At 73.8% G+C, this 16,564-nt stretch carries 16 protein-coding genes and 1 pseudogene; 15 read left to right on the forward strand and 2 right to left on the reverse strand.

The genetic code is table 11. The features are described 5' to 3' along the window. Positions 1 to 56: 56 nt before the first annotated feature. The 7 genes from ACMT9T_RS12500 (at position 57) to glmM (ending at position 6,330) form a co-directional block, all read left to right on the forward strand. Entirely contained in the window at positions 57 to 1,052 is a 996-nt protein-coding gene (locus ACMT9T_RS12500) for a DNA-directed RNA polymerase subunit alpha (protein WP_043668849.1), read from the forward strand. A gap of 50 nt (positions 1,053 to 1,102) precedes the next feature. Continuing rightward, positions 1,103 to 1,645 (forward strand): 50S ribosomal protein L17, encoded by a 543-nt coding sequence (gene rplQ, locus ACMT9T_RS12505; RefSeq protein ID WP_414745809.1) that lies wholly within the window; start codon positions 1,103 to 1,105, stop codon positions 1,643 to 1,645. Positions 1,646 to 1,755: 110 nt separating this feature from the next. After that, the gene (locus ACMT9T_RS12510; protein WP_414745810.1) at positions 1,756 to 2,838 is read left to right on the forward strand and encodes a GNAT family N-acetyltransferase; all 1,083 of its coding nucleotides are present in this window, start codon (positions 1,756 to 1,758) and stop codon (positions 2,836 to 2,838) included. Then, entirely contained in the window at positions 2,835 to 3,824 is a 990-nt protein-coding gene (truA, locus tag ACMT9T_RS12515) for a tRNA pseudouridine(38-40) synthase TruA (protein ID WP_414745811.1), read from the forward strand. Before ACMT9T_RS12510 ends, truA begins: the two co-directional genes overlap by 4 nt. 150 nt (positions 3,825 to 3,974) lie before the next feature. Then, entirely contained in the window at positions 3,975 to 4,421 is a 447-nt protein-coding gene (gene rplM, locus ACMT9T_RS12520) for a 50S ribosomal protein L13 (protein ID WP_414745812.1), read from the forward strand. A gap of 50 nt (positions 4,422 to 4,471) precedes the next feature. Further along, positions 4,472 to 4,957 carry a 30S ribosomal protein S9 gene (rpsI, locus tag ACMT9T_RS12525; RefSeq protein WP_043668864.1) on the forward strand — a complete coding sequence of 162 codons (486 nt, stop codon included), beginning with the start codon at positions 4,472 to 4,474 and terminating at the stop codon, positions 4,955 to 4,957. 23 nt (positions 4,958 to 4,980) lie between these two features. Further along, complete coding sequence (glmM, locus tag ACMT9T_RS12530) at positions 4,981 to 6,330, forward strand: phosphoglucosamine mutase (protein ID WP_414745813.1); 1,350 nt, start codon at positions 4,981 to 4,983, stop codon at positions 6,328 to 6,330. Between the two features lie 22 nt (positions 6,331 to 6,352). Here the strand turns inward: glmM and coaA are convergent, their stop codons facing one another. Next, the gene (gene coaA, locus ACMT9T_RS12535; RefSeq protein WP_414745814.1) at positions 6,353 to 7,312 is read right to left on the reverse strand and encodes a type I pantothenate kinase; all 960 of its coding nucleotides are present in this window, start codon (positions 7,310 to 7,312) and stop codon (positions 6,353 to 6,355) included. 109 nt (positions 7,313 to 7,421) lie between these two features. Between coaA and glmS the strand changes: the two genes are divergently transcribed. The 8 genes and pseudogenes from glmS to ACMT9T_RS12575 all read left to right on the forward strand — a co-directional run bounded on the left by glmS (position 7,422) and on the right by ACMT9T_RS12575 (position 15,241). Beyond that, positions 7,422 to 9,272 carry a glutamine--fructose-6-phosphate transaminase (isomerizing) gene (glmS, locus tag ACMT9T_RS12540; RefSeq protein ID WP_414745815.1) on the forward strand — a complete coding sequence of 617 codons (1,851 nt, stop codon included), beginning with the start codon at positions 7,422 to 7,424 and terminating at the stop codon, positions 9,270 to 9,272. A 10-nt stretch (positions 9,273 to 9,282) separates the two neighbouring features. Beyond that, positions 9,283 to 9,642, forward strand: coding sequence for a holo-ACP synthase (locus tag ACMT9T_RS12545; RefSeq protein ID WP_414745816.1), 360 nt, complete (start codon positions 9,283 to 9,285; stop codon positions 9,640 to 9,642). Beyond that, the gene (gene alr, locus ACMT9T_RS12550) at positions 9,639 to 10,796 is read left to right on the forward strand and encodes an alanine racemase (protein ID WP_414745817.1); all 1,158 of its coding nucleotides are present in this window, start codon (positions 9,639 to 9,641) and stop codon (positions 10,794 to 10,796) included. The genes ACMT9T_RS12545 and alr (ACMT9T_RS12550) overlap by 4 nt, the downstream gene beginning before the upstream one ends. Then, positions 10,793 to 12,478 (forward strand): alanine racemase, encoded by a 1,686-nt coding sequence (alr, locus tag ACMT9T_RS12555; RefSeq protein WP_414745818.1) that lies wholly within the window; start codon positions 10,793 to 10,795, stop codon positions 12,476 to 12,478. Before alr (ACMT9T_RS12550) ends, alr (ACMT9T_RS12555) begins: the two co-directional genes overlap by 4 nt. A gap of 9 nt (positions 12,479 to 12,487) precedes the next feature. Next, complete coding sequence (tsaB, locus tag ACMT9T_RS12560; RefSeq protein WP_414745819.1) at positions 12,488 to 13,105, forward strand: tRNA (adenosine(37)-N6)-threonylcarbamoyltransferase complex dimerization subunit type 1 TsaB; 618 nt, start codon at positions 12,488 to 12,490, stop codon at positions 13,103 to 13,105. Beyond that, a pseudogene (gene rimI, locus ACMT9T_RS12565) lies at positions 13,102 to 13,530 on the forward strand (ribosomal protein S18-alanine N-acetyltransferase); the annotation flags it as partial. The gene tsaB and the pseudogene rimI, both read left to right, overlap by 4 nt. A gap of 9 nt (positions 13,531 to 13,539) precedes the next feature. Then, on the forward strand, positions 13,540 to 14,712 hold the full coding sequence (gene tsaD / locus ACMT9T_RS12570; RefSeq protein WP_414745891.1) for a tRNA (adenosine(37)-N6)-threonylcarbamoyltransferase complex transferase subunit TsaD: 1,173 nt from the start codon (positions 13,540 to 13,542) through the stop codon (positions 14,710 to 14,712). Between the two features lie 103 nt (positions 14,713 to 14,815). Beyond that, positions 14,816 to 15,241 carry a DUF4190 domain-containing protein gene (locus ACMT9T_RS12575; protein WP_414745820.1) on the forward strand — a complete coding sequence of 142 codons (426 nt, stop codon included), beginning with the start codon at positions 14,816 to 14,818 and terminating at the stop codon, positions 15,239 to 15,241. Positions 15,242 to 15,313: 72 nt separating this feature from the next. Here ACMT9T_RS12575 and ACMT9T_RS12580 read toward each other — a convergent pair whose 3' ends face one another. Next, positions 15,314 to 16,516 (reverse strand): THUMP-like domain-containing protein, encoded by a 1,203-nt coding sequence (locus ACMT9T_RS12580; protein ID WP_414745821.1) that lies wholly within the window; start codon positions 16,514 to 16,516, stop codon positions 15,314 to 15,316. Between the last annotated feature and the right edge of the window lie 48 nt (positions 16,517 to 16,564).

Raw genomic sequence — 16,564 nt, forward strand, 5'->3', positions numbered from 1 at the left:
CCGGGGGGCATCGCAGGCGTCATATATCGGTCGCCTCGCCGAAAGGAAACAACACAGTGCTCATTGCGCAGCGCCCCACCCTCACCGAGGAGCAGATCTCGGAGTTCCGCTCGCGGTTCGTCATCGAGCCGCTCGAGCCCGGCTTCGGCTACACGCTCGGCAACTCGCTCCGCCGCACGCTCCTCTCGTCCATCCCCGGCGCGGCCGTCACCAGCATCCGGATCGACGGCGTGCTGCACGAGTTCAGCACCGTCCCCGGCGTGAAGGAGGACGTGACCGAGATCATCCTCAACATCAAGGGCCTCGTCGTCTCCAGCGAGCACGACGAGCCGATCACCGCGTACCTGCGCAAGCAGGGTGCGGGCCAGGTCACGGCCGCCGACATCTCCGCTCCCGCGGGCGTCGAGATCCACAACCCCGAGCTCGTCATCGCCACGCTCAACGAGAAGGCGAAGTTCGAGCTGGAGCTCACGATCGAGCGCGGCCGCGGCTACGTCTCGGCGACCCAGAACCGCAGCGAGTTCAGCGAGGCCGGCCAGATCCCGGTCGACTCGATCTACTCGCCCGTGCTCAAGGTCACCTACCGCGTCGAGGCCACCCGCGCCGGCGAGCGCACCGACTTCGACCGCCTCGTGGTCGACGTCGAGACCAAGTCGGCCATCACGCCCCGCGACGCCATCGCGTCGGCCGGCCGCACGCTGACCGAGCTCTTCGGCCTGGCGCGCGAGCTCAACACCGCCGCCGAGGGCATCGAGATCGGCCCCGCGCCGGTCGACGCCGTGCTCAGCTCCGAGCTGTCGATGCCCATCGAGGACCTCGACCTCTCGGTCCGGTCGTACAACTGCCTCAAGCGCGAGGGCATCAACAACGTCAGCGAGCTCGTCGCCCTCTCGGAGACGCAGCTCATGAACATCCGCAACTTCGGCCAGAAGTCCGTGGATGAGGTCAAGGACAAGCTGGTCGAGCTGGGTCTGTCGCTGAAGGACGCCGTCCCCGGCTTCGACGGCGCGCACTACTACAGCTACGACGAGGACGAGACCACCACCAACTGATCGTCCGGCCCCGGCCCGACTTCCTTTCGACCATTACGGAGACATAGACAATGCCCAAGCCCACCAAGGGTCCCCGCCTCGGAGGCGGCCCGGCGCACGAGCGCCTCATGCTCGCGAACCTCGCCCAGAGCCTGTTCGAGCACAAGTCCATCAAGACGACCGAGACGAAGGCCAAGCGCCTGCGTCCTGTCGCCGAGCGCCTGGTGACGTTCGCCAAGCGCGGCGACCTGCACGCCCGTCGCCGCGTCATGGGCATCATCCCCTCGAAGAGCGTCGTCCACGAGCTCTTCACGGAGATCGCGCCCCTCGTCGCCGAGCGCGACGGCGGCTACACCCGCATCACCAAGCTCGGCTTCCGCAAGGGCGACAACGCCCCCATGGTGCAGATCGAGCTCGTGCTCGAGCCCGTGACCCCGAAGGTCCGCTCCTCGCGCACCGCGACCACGACGGCTCCGGCCGCCGCGGCCCCGGTCGCCGAGGCGCCCGCCGAGGAGACCGACGCCGTCGAGCACACCGACGCGACCCCCGCGGAGACGACCGACGAGGCCGCAGCCGAGGTCGAGGCCGACGCCGCGGAGAAGTCCGACAAGTAGCACCCGCACCACCGCACCATCCCGAGAGCCCCCGCCGCCCTGCGCGACGGGGGCTCTCGTGCGTCCGGGCGGGCCGGGGGATGCGGCGCGGCCCCCGGTACCCTGGACGGATGACCGACACGAGCACCACCCTGCCGGACGACGCCTCCTCCATCCCCCTGCCCGAGGGGCCCGACGGGATCACCTGGCGCCCCATGTCCCTCGAGGACGTCGACGCCCTCGTCGAGCTGCAGAGCGCCGTCGCCGACGCCGACCACCCCGAGTACCGGGCCACGCGCGAGGAGGTCGCGATGGCGCTGGGCTTCTCCTACGTGGACGTCGCCCGGGACGGCATCGTGGCCGTGGACGCAGACGGCCGCCTCGCGGCGGAGGGCCACGCCCTCGTGAAGCCCGACGACGAGACCGTCGTGCGCGCGGACATCTCCGGCGCCGTCCGCCCGGACCTCCGTCGCACCGGCATCGGCGGCCGCCTGCTCGACTGGCAGATCGCCCGGGCGACGCGGAAGCTCGCGGTCGCCCAGCCCGCCGCGCACATCGAGGAGCCCGTCCCGACGCGCCTGTCGACCGAGGCCCAGGCGGCCGACGCGGGTGCCGCGGCCCTCTTCGCCTCCCGCGGGCTGACCGTCAGCCGCTACTTCGTGGAGATGCACCGCGACCTCGCCGCCGACCTCCCGGAGGTCCCGTCGCCCGAGGGGCTCCGGCTGATCCCGGTGACGCGCGAGTGGTGGGAGCGCGTGCGCCAGGCCAAGAACGAGGTGTTCCGCGACCACTGGGGATCCGAGCCCATCAGCATCGAGCGCTGGGAGGCGTTCCTGTCGCTGCCGACCTCGCGCGACGACCTCTCCGTCATCGCGGTGACGGGCGACGACGAGGACGCCGTCGTCGCGGGCTTCGCCCTGGCGGAGGTCTACCCCGACCACTGGGAGGCCGCCGGCTACACGTCCGCGTACATCGGCCTCGTCGGCGTGCGGCGCGAGTTCCGCGGCCGCCGGCTCGCGCAGGCGCTGCTGTCCGCCGCGTTCGCGGGCTTCCGCGCCGAGGGCCTCCAGCGCGCCGTGCTCGACGTCGACTCCGACAGCCCGACGGGCGCGTTCGACCTGTACGAGCACGTGGGCTTCACGCAGGCCAGCCGCTCGGCCGTGTACGAGCGGGAGGTCGGCACGACCCGGCCGCGGGGATCCGCCGCCCGATGACCGGGGACGCCGGCGAGCGCGTCCGCCTCGACGTCGCGTACGACGGCACCGGGTTCGCCGGCTGGGCGAAGCAGCCCGGCCTGCGGACGGTGCAGGGCGCGCTCGAGGACGCGCTCGCGCAGCTGCTCGCGCGCACGCCGCCCGCGCCGACCCTCGTGGTAGCCGGGCGGACCGACGCGGGTGTGCACGCGACCGGCCAGGTCGCGCACCTCGACCTCACGGACGCGCAGATCGCCTCGCTCGACCGGCCGCCGCGGGGCCGTGCCGCCGACGCCGTCGCGGGGGAGGAGCCGCACGTCCCGTCCGCGGCACGGGCGGCGGCGGCGCTGGCCCGTCGCCTCAACGGCGTGCTGGGCGCGCGCTCCGACGTGGTGGTCACCGCGTGCGCCCCCGCGCCCGACGGCTTCGACGCGCGCTTCTCCGCGACCTGGCGGGCCTACCGCTACCGGATCTCCGACGCCTCCGGCCCGCGCGACCCCCTCCAGCGGCACCGCACGGTGGAGGTCCCGGTGGAGCTCGACGCGGCCGTCCTGCAGCAGGCGGCCGACGCCCTCCTCGGGCTCCACGACTTCGCGGCCTACTGCAAGCCGCGCGAGGGGGCGTCCACCATCCGCACGCTGCAGGAGCTGACCTGGACGCGCACGGCCGACGGCGCCCTCGAGGCCGTCGTGCGGGCCGACGCGTTCTGCCACAGCATGGTGCGCGCGCTCGTCGGGGCGTGCGTCGCGGCGGCGTCCGGCCGCGCGACCGTGGCCCGGCTGCGGGAGCTGCTCGAGATCCGCGAGCGCACCAGCGAGTTCAGCGTCATGCCGGCGCGCGGGCTCGTGCTCGAGCGGGTCGGCTACCCGGCGGACGAGGAGCTCGAGGCCCGCAACGCGATCACGCGCAACCGCCGGGGCGCCCACGAGGTGGATCCCGTCCAGGAAGGCGCCGAGGCGGCCGCACGCGACCTCGCGCGGCTGGCCGACACGCCCGGGATTGCCTGATCCGCTCCGATCGCGTACTCTGAACCGGTTGTCTGCACGCCTGCGTGCGCAACGTACAAGGTTGAGCCCTCCACCGGATGCGTTCTCGTCAGAACGCCCACGGAGCGGGATCCACGACCATCTCACCTCGAAAAGAAGGCAGTCAGATCAATGACGCGCACCTATTCCCCCAAGGCCAGTGAGGTCCAGCACGACTGGGTCGTCATCGACGCCACGGACATCGTCCTCGGCCGTCTCGCCAGCCACGCCGCCGCGCTCCTGCGCGGCAAGCACAAGGCCACCTTCGCCCAGCACATGGACATGGGCGACTTCGTCATCATCGTGAACGCCGACAGGGTGGCGCTCACGGGCCAGAAGCTCGAGAAGAAGCTCGCCTACCGCCACTCCGGCTACCCGGGCGGCCTCTCGTCGATGACGTACGTCGAGATGCTCGAGAAGCACCCCACGCGCGCGGTCGAGAAGGCCATCCGCGGCATGCTGCCGAAGAACTCGCTGGGTGCGGCGCAGCTGAAGAAGCTCAAGGTCTACGCGGGCCCCGAGCACCCCCACGCTGCTCAGCAGCCCACCCCGTACACCCTCGGCCAGGTCGCTCAGTAGCTCCGGCTGCCGACAGCGACGACCAAAGACCTCAGAAGGAATCGAACCCAGTGGCTCAGATCTCAGACTCCCTCGACGTGGCTCCCGAGAGCTTCTCGACCGAGACCCCGAACGAGGAGGCCCCCAAGGCCCCCCGCGCGGTCCTCAACGTGTCCGGCGGCGCCGTCGGACGACGCAAGCAGGCCATCGCCCGCGTGCGCCTCGTCCCCGGCTCCGGCTCGATCACGGTCAACGGCCGTGAGTTCGCGGACTACTTCCCCAACAAGCTGCACCAGCAGCTCGTCAACGACCCGTTCAAGGTGCTCGACCTCCTCGGCAGCTACGACGTCGTCGCGCGCATCTCCGGCGGCGGCCCGTCCGGCCAGGCCGGCGCCCTGCGCCTCGGCATCGCCCGCGCCCTCAACGAGATCGACGAGGAGAACAACCGCGCCACGCTGAAGAAGAACGGCTTCCTCAGCCGCGACGCGCGCGTCAAGGAGCGCAAGAAGGCCGGACTCAAGAAGGCCCGCAAGGCGCCCCAGTTCTCGAAGCGCTAAGGCGCTCGGGCACCCCGGCAGCCATGCCCCGGCTCTTCGGCACGGACGGAGTCCGCGGACTCGCCAACGGCGAGACCATCACCGCGGACCTCGCCCTGCGCCTGGCCCAGGCCGCCGCGCACGTGCTCGGCCAGGACGCCCGGGATTCCGGACGACGACCCGTCGCGGTCGTCGCCCGGGATCCCCGCGTCTCCGGCGAGTTCATCGCGGCGGCCGTGGCCGCCGGCCTCGCGAGCTCCGGCGTCGACGTGTTCGACGCCGGGGTCATCCCGACGCCGGCCACGGCGTACCTCATCGCGGACTTCGACGCCGACTTCGGCGTCATGATCTCCGCGTCGCACAACCCCGCTCCCGACAACGGGATCAAGTTCTTCGCCGCTGGCGGACGCAAGCTCGCCGATGAGCTCGAGGACCGCATCGAGGCGCAGCTCAGCGAGCCCGTCCTGCTCCCCACGGGAGCCGACGTCGGCCGCATCCGCCGCTTCGCCGACGCCGAGGACCGCTACGTCCTCCACCTGCTCGGCACTCTGCAGCACCGGCTCGACGGGATCCACGTGGTCCTCGACTGCGCGCACGGCGCGGCCGCCGGCATCAGCCCCGAGGTCTTCACCGACGCGGGCGCCACCGTCACGGTGATCGGCAACGACCCCGACGGCATGAACATCAACGACCGGGTCGGCTCCACGCACCTCGACCTGCTCGCCGAGGCCGTACTCGCGCACGGCGCGGACGTCGGCATCGCCCACGACGGCGACGCCGACCGGTGCCTCGCGGTCGACCACACCGGCGCCATCATCGACGGCGACCAGATCATGGCCGTCCTCGCGCTCTCCATGGCCCGCCGCGGCCTCCTCGCGGAGCGCACGCTCGTGGCCACCGTCATGAGCAACCTCGGCCTCCGCATCGCCATGGCCGAGAACGACATCACGGTGCTGCAGACGCGCGTCGGCGACCGCTACGTGCTCGAGGCCATGAACGAGGGCGGCTTCTCCCTCGGCGGCGAGCAGTCCGGCCACCTCGTCATCGCGGAGCACGCGACGACCGGCGACGGCATCCTCACGGGGATCCAGCTGCTCGGCGAGATGGCGGCGACGGGCAGGAGCCTGCACGAGCTCGCCTCGGTCATGACCGTCTACCCGCAGGTGATGATCAACGTCCGCGGCGTCGACCGCGAGCGCGTGGGCGACGACGCCGAGCTGAACGCCGCCGTCGCGCGTGCCGAGGCGGAGCTCGGCGACACCGGCCGCATCCTCATGCGCGCGTCGGGCACCGAGCCGATGATCCGCGTCATGGTGGAGGCCGCCGACCAGGCGACCGCCGAGCGCCACGCCCAGGAGCTCGCCGCCCTCGTCACGGAGCGCCTGGCCATCTAGCCCGCCCGCCGACCCCGCGGGGTCAGAGCTTGCGCAGCAGGACGTTCGCGACCGAGTGGTCCGCGTCCTTGCGCAGCACGAGCGTCGCGCGCGACCGGGTCGGCCGGATGTTCTGCTCGAGGTTGGGCTCGTTGATGCTCGACCAGATCCCGCGTGCGCGCGCCACGGCCTCGGCCGGGCTGAGCTCCGCGTACCGGTGGAAGTACGAGCGCGGGTTGCTGAACGCGCCGCGCTGGAGGCTGAGGAACCGCTCCTCGTACCACTGCGCGATGTCGTGCGTGCGGGCGTCGACGTAGATCGAGAAGTCGAAGAGGTCGCTGACGGCGAGCTTGGCGCCGGACGCGGCCGGCTGCAGGACGTTGAGGCCCTCGATGATCAGCACGTCGGGCTGCCGGACGACGACCTCCGCGCCCGGCACGATGTCGTACGCGAGGTGCGAGTAGAACGGCGCCCGCACCTCGGGCACGCCGCTCTTGACCTGCGTGACGAAGCGGAGGAGCGCCCGCCGGTCGTAGGACTCGGGGAAGCCCTTCCGCTCCATGAGGCCGCGGCGCTGGAGCTCGGCGTTCGGATGCAGGAAGCCGTCGGTCGTGACCAGCTCGACGCGCGGGGTGTCGTCCCAGCGCGCGAGCATCTCGCGCAGCAGGCGCGCGACGGTCGACTTGCCGACCGCCACGGATCCGGCGACGCCGATGATGAACGGCGTGCTCTTGGCCCGCTCGCCGAGGAACGCGCTCGTGTCGCGGTGCAGCTTCTTCGTGCCCGTGACGTAGAGGTTCAGCAGCCGGCTGAGCGGGAGGTAGACGTCCTCGACCTCGTGCATGTCGAGCCGGTCGCCGATCCCGCGCAGCTGCACCAGCTCGGTCTCCCGCAGCGGGAGGTGCGTGGCGGGGGCGAGGGCCGCCCAGTCGGCACGGGCGATCTCCACGAACGGGGAGACGCTGCCGTGGCTCGTCGGGTGTCCCGTCGCGGTGTCTGGCATGGCCTGCCCATCCTACGGCGGGGCCGGCGGCCGGCTCCGCGGGGCGGGGCGCGCCCGGCGCACGGGTCGCGGCGGGGATCCACGACGCCCGAAGGTAAACTCGGGCCCCATGTGCGGAATCGTGGGTTACGTCGGTGAGTCCAAGAGCCTCGAGGTGCTCCTCGGGGGGCTGCGGAGGCTCGAGTACCGGGGCTACGACTCCGCGGGCGTCGCGGTGCTCGACGCCGACGGCACGCTCGGCGTCCGCAAGCGCGCCGGCAAGCTCGACCGCCTGCTGGAGGACCTCGAGGCGTCGCCGCTGCCGAACGGATCCACCGGCATCGGCCACACCCGCTGGGCCACGCACGGCGGCCCCACCGACCGGAACGCGCACCCGCACCTCGGCGACGACGGCAAGCTCGCCCTCATCCACAACGGGATCATCGAGAACTTCGCGGAGCTCAAGGACGACCTCCTCGCGGACGGCTACACGTTCCACAGCGACACCGACACCGAGGTCGCGGCGCAGCTGCTCGGCCGCGAGTACGGCATCACGCACGACCTCGAGCAGGCGTTCCGCAACACCGTGAGCCGGCTGGAGGGCGCGTTCACGCTCCTCGCGGTGCACCGCGACCAGCCCGGCCTCGTGGTCGGCGCCCGCCGCAACTCGCCGCTCGTCATCGGGCTGGGCGAGGGCGAGAACTTCCTCGGATCCGACGTCGCCGCGTTCGTGGAGTTCACGCGCCGCGCGGTCGCCATCGGCCAGGACCAGATGGTCGCCATCCGCCCGGACTCCGTGACCGTCACCGACTTCCACGGCGCGCCCGTCGAGACGCACGAGTTCGAGATCGCGTGGGACGCCTCCGCCAGCGAGAAGGGCGGCTGGTCGAGCTTCATGGCGAAGGAGATCAGCGAGGGCCCGGACGCGGTGGCGAACACGCTCCGCGGCCGCATCGTCGACGGCGTCGTCGTGCTGCCCGACCTCGACGCGATCGGCGAGGTCGACCTCGCGGACATCTCGCGCATCGTCATCGTCGCGTGCGGCACGGCCGCCTACTCGGGCATCCTCGGCAAGTACGCCATCGAGAAGTGGGCGCGCGTGCCCGTCGAGGTCGAGCTCGCGCACGAGTTCCGCTACCGCGATCCCGTGCTCGACGCGACCACGCTCGTCATCTCCATCAGCCAGTCGGGCGAGACCATGGACACGCTGCTGGCCGTCCGCTACGCCCGCGAGGCCGGAGCCCGCGTGCTGTCGATCTGCAACACCCAGGGCGCCACGATCCCGCGCGAGTCCGAGGCGGTCGTCTACACGCACGCCGGACCCGAGGTCGCGGTCGCGTCGACCAAGGCGTTCGTCGCGCAGGTGGCCGCGCTGTACCTCTTCGGCCTGCACCTGGCGCGCCTGCGCGGCACGCTGTCGGCCGACGAGATCGTCGAGAACACCGAGGAGCTCCTCGCGATCCCCGAGAAGCTCGCCACCGTGGTGGAGCAGGGCGAGAAGATCAGCCAGCTCGCGAAGTGGATGGCCGACACGCGCGCCGTCCTCTTCCTCGGCCGCAACGTGGGCTTCCCCGTCGCGCTCGAGGGCGCGCTGAAGCTCAAGGAGCTCGCCTACATCCACGCGGAGGGCTTCGCCGCCGGCGAGCTCAAGCACGGGCCCATCGCGCTCATCGAGCCGGGCCAGCCCGTGTTCGTCATCGTGCCGAGCCCCACGCACCAGCTCGCGCTGCACAAGAAGGTCATCTCCAACATCGAGGAGATCCGCGCGCGCGGCGCCCGGGTCATCGCGATCGCGGAGCAGGGCGACGCGTTCGTGCTGCCGCACGCCGACGAGGTCATCCCGATCCCGCTCGCCGCGCCGCTGTTCGAGCCGCTGCTGGCCGTCACGCCGCTGCAGATCTTCGCGATGGAGCTCGCGGCGGCCAAGGGCCTCGACGTGGACCAGCCGCGCAACCTCGCGAAGTCCGTCACGGTCGAGTGACCGGCCGCGCGTGATCAGGGGCATCGGCGTCGACGTGGTCGACGTGGCGCGCTTCGCCCGGAGCGCCGAGCGGACGCCGGGCCTCGTGCCGCGCCTGTTCGCGCCGGCCGAGCGGCCCCTGCCCACGCGCTCGCTGGCGGCGCGGTTCGCCGCCAAGGAGGCGCTGATCAAGGCGCTCGGCGGTCCCGGCGGCATCAGCTGGCAGGACATGGAGGTCGTGCGCGACGAGCACGGCGACCCGTCGTTCCGCGTGCGCGGGGTCGTCGCGGAGGTCGCGGCGGCGCGGGGCGTGACGCGGATCCACCTGAGCATGAGCCACGACGCCGGCCTCGCGACCGCGTTCGTGGTGACCGAGGGGGAGGGCGCGTGACCGACGAGGCGACGCTCCAGGCCCCGGCGGCGCTGCGGCGCGAGGCGCGCATCGACCTGGCCGCGATCGCGGCGAACGTCCGCACGCTGCGCGCCACGACGGGCGCGCCGCTCGTGATGGCCGTCGTCAAGGCCGACGGCTACGGGCACGGCGCGGTCGCCGCGGCCCGCGCGGCGCTCGACGGCGGGGCCGACCGGCTCGGCGTGGTCGACATTCGCGAGGCGCTCGCGCTGCGGGCGGCCGGCATCGACGCGCCCGTCCTCACGTGGATGCACGCGCCCGGCGCCGACTTCGCGACAGCCGTCGAGCACCGCGTCGACCTCGGGCTCAACAGCCTGCGCCAGGTGCGGGAGGCCGCGGAGGCCGCGCGTCGCGTCGGCCGTCCCGCCGAGGTCCACCTCAAGGTCGACACCGGCCTCGGCCGCAACGGCGTGACGCCGGCGGAGTGGCCGGGCGTCGTCGCCGAGGTCGCCGCGCTCGCCGCCGAGGGCGCGATCCGCCTGGGCGGCGTCTTCAGCCACCTGGCCAACGCGGGCGGCGAGGAGGACCGGGCGCAGGTGCGGGCGTTCCACGCCGCGGTCGACGTGGTGCGTGCCGCGGGGCTCGAGCCCGGGATCCGCCACCTCGCCGCCACCGCGGGCGCCCTGCGCGTGCCGGACGCACGGCTCGACATGGTGCGCCTCGGCATCGGGATCTACGGCATCTCGCCGCTCGACGGCGTCACGTCCGCCGACCTCGGCCTCGTGCCGGCCATGACGCTCGTCGGCAGCGTCGTCGCGGTCAAGCGCGTGCCCGCCGACACCGGCGTCTCCTACGGCTACACGTACCGCACGACGCGCGCCACGACGCTCGCGCTCGTCTCGCTCGGCTTCGCGGACGGCGTGCCGCGGCTCGCCAGCAACCGCGCGCCCGTCGCCATCCACGGCGCGCGCTTCCGCGTGAGCGGCCGGATCGCCATGGACCAGTTCGTGGTCGACGTGGGCGACGGCGTCGTCGACGGGACGCCCGTCGCGGTGGGCGACGACGCCGTGCTGTTCGGGGATCCCGCGACGGGCGCCCCCTCGGTGGAGGAGTGGGCCGAGGCGACCGGCACCATCGGCTACGAGATCGTCGCGCGCGTCGCCGGCCGCGTCACCCGGAGGCACTCCGCATGACCGACTCCGCATCGGCGCCCGCCCCGACGTCGCCCGGCCGCCGCGCCGTGATCGACCTCGACGCGATCCGCCACAACGTCCGCACGCTCGCGGCGCTCGCCGCCCCCGCCCGCACGATGGTCGCCGTGAAGGCCGACGCCTACGGCCACGGCGCCCTGCAGGTCGCGCGCGCCGCCCTCGAGGCCGGGGCCGAGAGCCTCGCGGTGCTCGACGTCGCGTCCGCGGTGGAGCTCCGCCGCGCCGGGATCGACGCGCGCCTGCTCGCCTGGCTGCACGGGGTCGACACCGACTTCCGCGTGGCCGTCGAGGAGGGCATCGACCTCGGCGTCTCGGCGCTGTGGGAGCTGGAGCGCATCGCGGCCGCGGGGCGCGCCACGGGGATCCGCGCGCGCGTGCACCTCAAGGCCGACACCGGCCTCAGCCGCAACGGCGCCACGCCCGAGCTCTGGCCGGACCTCGTGCGCGCGGCCGTCGCCGCCGCCGCCGCGGGCGAGCTGACGCTGCACGCGCTCTGGTCGCACCTCGCCGACGCCTCGCCCGAGGACGACGACGCCGCGCTCGCCCGCTTCCACGAGGCCGTCCGCGTGGCCGAGGAGCTGGGCGCGCGTCCGGTCGAGAAGCACCTCGCCGCGAGCTCCGCCGGGATCCGGCTGCCCGCCGCGCGCTTCGACATGGTGCGCTTCGGGATCGCCGTCTACGGCATCTCGCCGTTCGACGACCGCTCCGGCCGCGACCTCGGGCTCGTCCCCGCCATGACGCTCGAGGCCGACGTCGTCTCCGTCAAGCGCGTCGAGGCGGGGCACGGCGTCTCGTACGGGCTCGACCACCGCACCCAGGGCCCCTCCACGCTCGTGCTCGTGCCGCTGGGGTACGCCGACGGGATCCCGCGCATCGCCGGCCCCCGCGCCTCCGTGCTGCTGAACGGCCGCCGCTTCCCGGTCGCCGGCCGCATCGCGATGGACCAGCTCGTGCTCGACGTCGGCGACCTGCCCGTCGAGGTCGGCGACACCGCGGTGATCCTCGGCCCCGGCGACCGCGGCGAGCCCACCGCCGAGGAGTGGGCCGGCTGGGCCGAGACCATCGGCGACGAGATCGTGACGCGCGTGGGTGCGCGGGTCGACCGGATCCACCTGCACGAGCGCGCGGACGCGGCTCCCGCACCTGCCGACGAGGTCATCTCCGACGAGCTCGTCCCCGTCGCGACCACGGACGACATGGAGGAGCTCGGCCGGGCCTTCGCGCGCGAGCTCGGCGCGGGCGACCTCGTCGTCCTCTCCGGGCCGCTCGGCGCCGGCAAGACCACCTTCACGCGCGGGCTCGGCGAGGGCCTCGGCGTCCGCGGCCCCGTGACGAGCCCCACCTTCGTGCTCGCGCGCACGCACCCGAGCCTCGTCGACGGCCCGCCGCTCGTGCACGTCGACGCGTACCGGCTCGCCGACGCCCGCGAGCTCGACGACCTCGACATCGACTTCGCCCGCTCGGTCGTGGTGGTCGAGTGGGGGCAGGGCAAGCTCGACGGCGTGGCGGACGAGTGGTGGGACCTCGCGATCGCGCGGCCCACGGGTGCGGGCGACGCGGATCCGGATGCGGCGGACGACGACGCCGACGCGGATCCCGACGCCGCCCCCGAGGAGCCCCGCACCGTCCGCGTCCGACGGCTCCGCGCCCGCCCGCGCGCCTAGACTCGTCCAGTGCTCCTCGCGATCGACACCTCCGCCGGCACGGGCGTCGCCGTCATCGACCCCGACGGCCGCGTGCTCGCCGAGCGCCAGGAGACGGACACCATGCGGCACGCCGAGGTCATCGGCACCCTGCTCGACGAGTGCCTCTCCGCGTCCGGCGTCGACCGCTGCGACATCCGCGCCGTCGTCGCGGGCATGGGACCCGGCCCCTTCACCGGCCTCCGCGTCGGCATCGCCGCGGCCCGCGTCCTCGCGACCGGCCTCGACGTGCGCGTGATCCCCGTGGTCAGCCACGACGCCCTGGCCCACGACCACTACGCGGCGGGCGGCACCGGATCCCTCGTGGTCGTCACCGACGCGCGCCGCCGCGAGCTCTACTGGTCCGTCTACCGCGCGCCCGCGCCGGGCGGCGTCGCCGAGCGCACGGCCGGACCCGGCCTCGCGAAGCCCGACGACGTGCCGACGGCCGACCACCGCCTCGACGCCACCGCGGTGCGCGCCGCCTCTCTCGCGCAGGTCGCCCGCCGCATGGACGCGCTCGACCTGCCCTTCGCGGCCGACGAGGCGCTGTACCTCCGCTCGCCCGACGTCACCGTCTCCGCGGGACCCAAGCGGGTCACCTCGTGAGCGTCGCGTTCCGCCCGGCCGAGCTGGCCGACCTGCCCGCCCTCATGCGCCTCGAGACGAGCACGTTCGTCTCCGACGCCTGGTCGACGGACGCGATGCGCGGCGAGCTCACGACCCGGCACGGCTGGTACGTCGTCGCGGTCGACGCGGCCGACGACCGGATCCTCGGCTACGCCGGCCTCTCCTGCCCGCGCGGGGTGCACGCCGCGGACGTCCAGACCATCGCCGTCGCCGAGGGCAGCCGCGGCCGGGGCATCGGCCGGGCCCTCCTCACGCGCCTCGTCGCGGAGGCGCACGCGCGCGGCGCCCGCGAGGTCCTCCTCGAGGTCCGCGCCGACAACCCGGTCGCCCAGGCGCTCTACGCGTCGCTCGGCTTCGAGCCCATCGCCGTCCGCCCGCACTACTACCAGCCGGACGACGTCGACGCCGTGGTGATGCGCGCCATCCTGAGCGAGACGCCGCCCGAGGTCGCCGAGCCGCGGGACGCCCCGCGCCCGCCCGCCGTCGAGGCCCCGCAGCAGGCGACAGCGGCTGTCGACGCCGACGATGCCGGCCCCCTCGTCCTCGGCATCGAGACCTCGTGCGACGAGACCGGCATCGGCATCGTCCGCGGCCAGACCCTCCTCGCCAACGTGATCTCGAGCTCGATGGAGGAGCACGCGCGCTACGGCGGCGTCGTGCCCGAGGTCGCGGCCCGCGCCCACCTCGAGGCGCTGACCCCCGCGATCGACGCCGCGCTGGCCGAGGCGGGCGTCGCGCTCCGCGACCTCGACGCCATCGCCGTCACCGCGGGTCCCGGCCTCTCGGGCGCGCTCATGGTCGGGGTCGGCGCGGCCAAGGCGCTCGCCGTGGCCCTCGACATCCCGCTGCACGGCGTGAATCACCTCGTCGGCCACGTCGGCGCCGACCTCCTCAGCACCGACGGCGGCCCCGGCCGCCCGCTCGAGACCCCGAGCATCGCCCTCCTCGTCTCCGGCGGGCACACCTCCCTGCTGCTCGTCCGCGACCTGGTGGACGACGTCGAGCTCCTCGGCGAGACCATCGACGACGCCGCGGGCGAGGCCTTCGACAAGGTCGCCCGCGTCCTCGGCCTGCCGTACCCCGGCGGCCCGCACATCGACCGGGTCGCAGCCGACGGCGACCCGAAGGCGATCCGCTTCCCGCGCGGCCTCTCCCTCCCCAAGGACATGGAGCGCCACCGCTACGACTTCTCGTTCTCGGGCCTCAAGACCGCGGTCGCCCGCTGGGTCGAGAAGCGCCAGGACGCCGGCGAGCCCGTGCCCGTCGCGGACGTCGCGGCGAGCTTCCGCGAGGCCGTCGTCGACGTGCTGCTCACGAAGGCCGTCGCCGCGTGCGTCGACCACGGGGTCCCGCGCCTGCTGCTCGGCGGCGGCGTCGTCGCGAACGCGCGCGTGCGGGAGCTCGCGGCGGAGCGGTGCCGGGCCGCGGGCATCGAGCTGCGGATCCCGCCCCTGTCGCTCTGCACCGACAACGGCGCGATGATCGCCGCCCTCGGCGCCCGCCTCATCGAGTCGGGCCGCGCGCCGTCGGGCCTCGCGTTCGGCGCCGACTCGACCCTCCCGGTCACCGTCGTCCAGGTCGGCTGACCGGCTCACGGCCGCTCGGGCCGCCCGCATCATAGGGAATTCCGCGCGCCTCTAAACTCCCGGCCCGAGTCACGGTATGTTCCCAGGGACGAAAGGAACGACAATGACCGATCCGCAGAACCCGGACCGCTCCTCCGACGACTTCCCGCCCGCACCCGGCCAGCCGTCCTACCCGGCGGCCCCCGCTGCGGGATCCGGCTCGCCCTACGCGGCGCCCTACCAGCCCGGCCAGGGCGGCGCGCCGGCCTCCAAGGGCCTCAGCATCACGTCCATGGTCCTCGGCATCGTGTCCGTGGTCACGGTCCTCTTCTGGTTCCTTTCGGTGCCCCTGGGCATCGCCGCGCTCGTGACGGGCATCCTCGGCCGCAAGCGGAACGCCGGTGCCAAGGGATTCTGGCTGACGGGCATCATCACCGGTGTCATCGGGATCCTGCTCAGCATCCTCCTCGTGGTCATCGCCATCGCGTTCGTCAACACCGCGATCCAGAACGGCGAGATCAACGGCACGCCGCTGCCGACGGCCCCGTAGCACGACCCGCACCACGCGACGCGGCCGCCCCCTAGGGGGCGGCCGCGTCGTCGCGTCCGGGCGGCGCCGACGTCAGCCCGCGTCGACCCCGTGCCGGTCCGCGAGGATCGCGACCCGCCGGCCGCCCACGCGCGTCGCGATGAGCGTCGCCGACCCGTCGCCCTTCAGCTGCAGGCGGGTGCGCAGCCGCGCCGGATCCACGTCGACCCCGCGCTTCTTGATCTCCAGCGTCCCGATCCCGCGCGCCCGCAGCTCGCGCTTCAGCCGCTGCTCGTCGAGCGGCAGCACCTCGCGCACGCGGAAGCCGCGCGCGAAGGGCGTCGCCTGCTCGCGGTCGGACGTGATCCAGGCGATGCCCTCGCCGACCATGCGCCCGTCGAGCGACCGGGCCACGTCGCCGATGAGCCGCGCGCGGATGACCGCGCCGTCCGGCTCGTACAGGTGCTCGCCCAGCTCGCCGAGCTCCGCGTCCTCGCTGTCGGTGGCGGAGGTGAGCTCCGCGTGCGACCCGCCGCTGATCACGAGCGCCGCGCGCCCGACGCCGTCCCGCCGCGTGGGCCCGAACCACAGGCCCATCTCCACGGCCTGCCCGTCGACGGAGACCCACTGCGCCTCCGCCTCCTCGGGGATGAGGTCGCGGTCGAGGCCCGGTCCGAGCTTGATGCCGGCGGCCCGCCCGGACGCGAGCGCGAACGCGGCGGAGAGCGTGGGGGAGTAGGCGTCCGGATCCGAGATGCGCCGTGTGGAGGAGTGCCCGTCCGTGCGCCGCGCGGGGTCGAGGTACACGCCGTCGACGCGGCCGGCGTCGAACGCCTCGGCCGTGCCCTGCTCGACGACCGCCTCGGGGAACGGCGCGAGGTTCCAGCCGGCGACCGCCGCGGTCACCTCGTCGCGCTCGACGGCCGTGACGCGGATCCCGATGGCCGCCATCGCCATCGCGTCCCCGCCGATCCCGCAGCCGAGGTCCGCGACGTGCGCGACGCCCGCCTGCTGGAAGCGGCCCGCGTGCTGCGCCGCGACGGCGAGACGCGTCGCCTGCTCGAGCCCGGCCTCGGTGAAGAGCATGCGCTCGGCGAAGTCGCCGAACTTGACCCGGGCCCGGGCGCGCAGGCGGACCTGGGTGAGCACGGCGCTGACGCGGGCGGCGGAGTGGCCCTCGCCGCGCAGCGCGCTCACGATCCGCACCATGTCGTCGCCCGGTCGCGGCTCGGGCAGGGAGTCGAGCAGCCGGAGCCCCTCGAGGGAGAGGACCTCGCGGAGGTCGGACTGATCCATCCGCCCACCGTACCGGGGCGGCCCTCCACGGATTGGCACTCGCGTTGC

The organism is Clavibacter vidaverae, assembly GCF_047529985.1.
GTDB lineage: Bacteria > Actinomycetota > Actinomycetes > Actinomycetales > Microbacteriaceae > Clavibacter > Clavibacter nebraskensis_A.

What these genes read in the sequence shown, in the direction of transcription:
- ACMT9T_RS12580 (WP_414745821.1), bottom strand. Translation starts at nt 16,516, where the DNA reads ATGGATCAGTCCGACCTCCGCGAGGTCCTCTCCCTCGAGGGGCTCCGG.
- ACMT9T_RS12510 (WP_414745810.1), top strand. Translation starts at nt 1,756, where the DNA reads ATGACCGACACGAGCACCACCCTGCCGGACGACGCCTCCTCCATCCCC.
- tsaD (WP_414745891.1), top strand. Translation starts at nt 13,540, where the DNA reads ATGCGCGCCATCCTGAGCGAGACGCCGCCCGAGGTCGCCGAGCCGCGG.
- rplM (WP_414745812.1), top strand. Translation starts at nt 3,975, where the DNA reads ATGACGCGCACCTATTCCCCCAAGGCCAGTGAGGTCCAGCACGACTGG.
- rplQ (WP_414745809.1), top strand. Translation starts at nt 1,103, where the DNA reads ATGCCCAAGCCCACCAAGGGTCCCCGCCTCGGAGGCGGCCCGGCGCAC.
- glmS (WP_414745815.1), top strand. Translation starts at nt 7,422, where the DNA reads ATGTGCGGAATCGTGGGTTACGTCGGTGAGTCCAAGAGCCTCGAGGTG.
- alr (WP_414745818.1), top strand. Translation starts at nt 10,793, where the DNA reads ATGACCGACTCCGCATCGGCGCCCGCCCCGACGTCGCCCGGCCGCCGC.
- truA (WP_414745811.1), top strand. Translation starts at nt 2,835, where the DNA reads ATGACCGGGGACGCCGGCGAGCGCGTCCGCCTCGACGTCGCGTACGAC.
- coaA (WP_414745814.1), bottom strand. Translation starts at nt 7,312, where the DNA reads ATGCCAGACACCGCGACGGGACACCCGACGAGCCACGGCAGCGTCTCC.
- ACMT9T_RS12575 (WP_414745820.1), top strand. Translation starts at nt 14,816, where the DNA reads ATGACCGATCCGCAGAACCCGGACCGCTCCTCCGACGACTTCCCGCCC.
- glmM (WP_414745813.1), top strand. Translation starts at nt 4,981, where the DNA reads ATGCCCCGGCTCTTCGGCACGGACGGAGTCCGCGGACTCGCCAACGGC.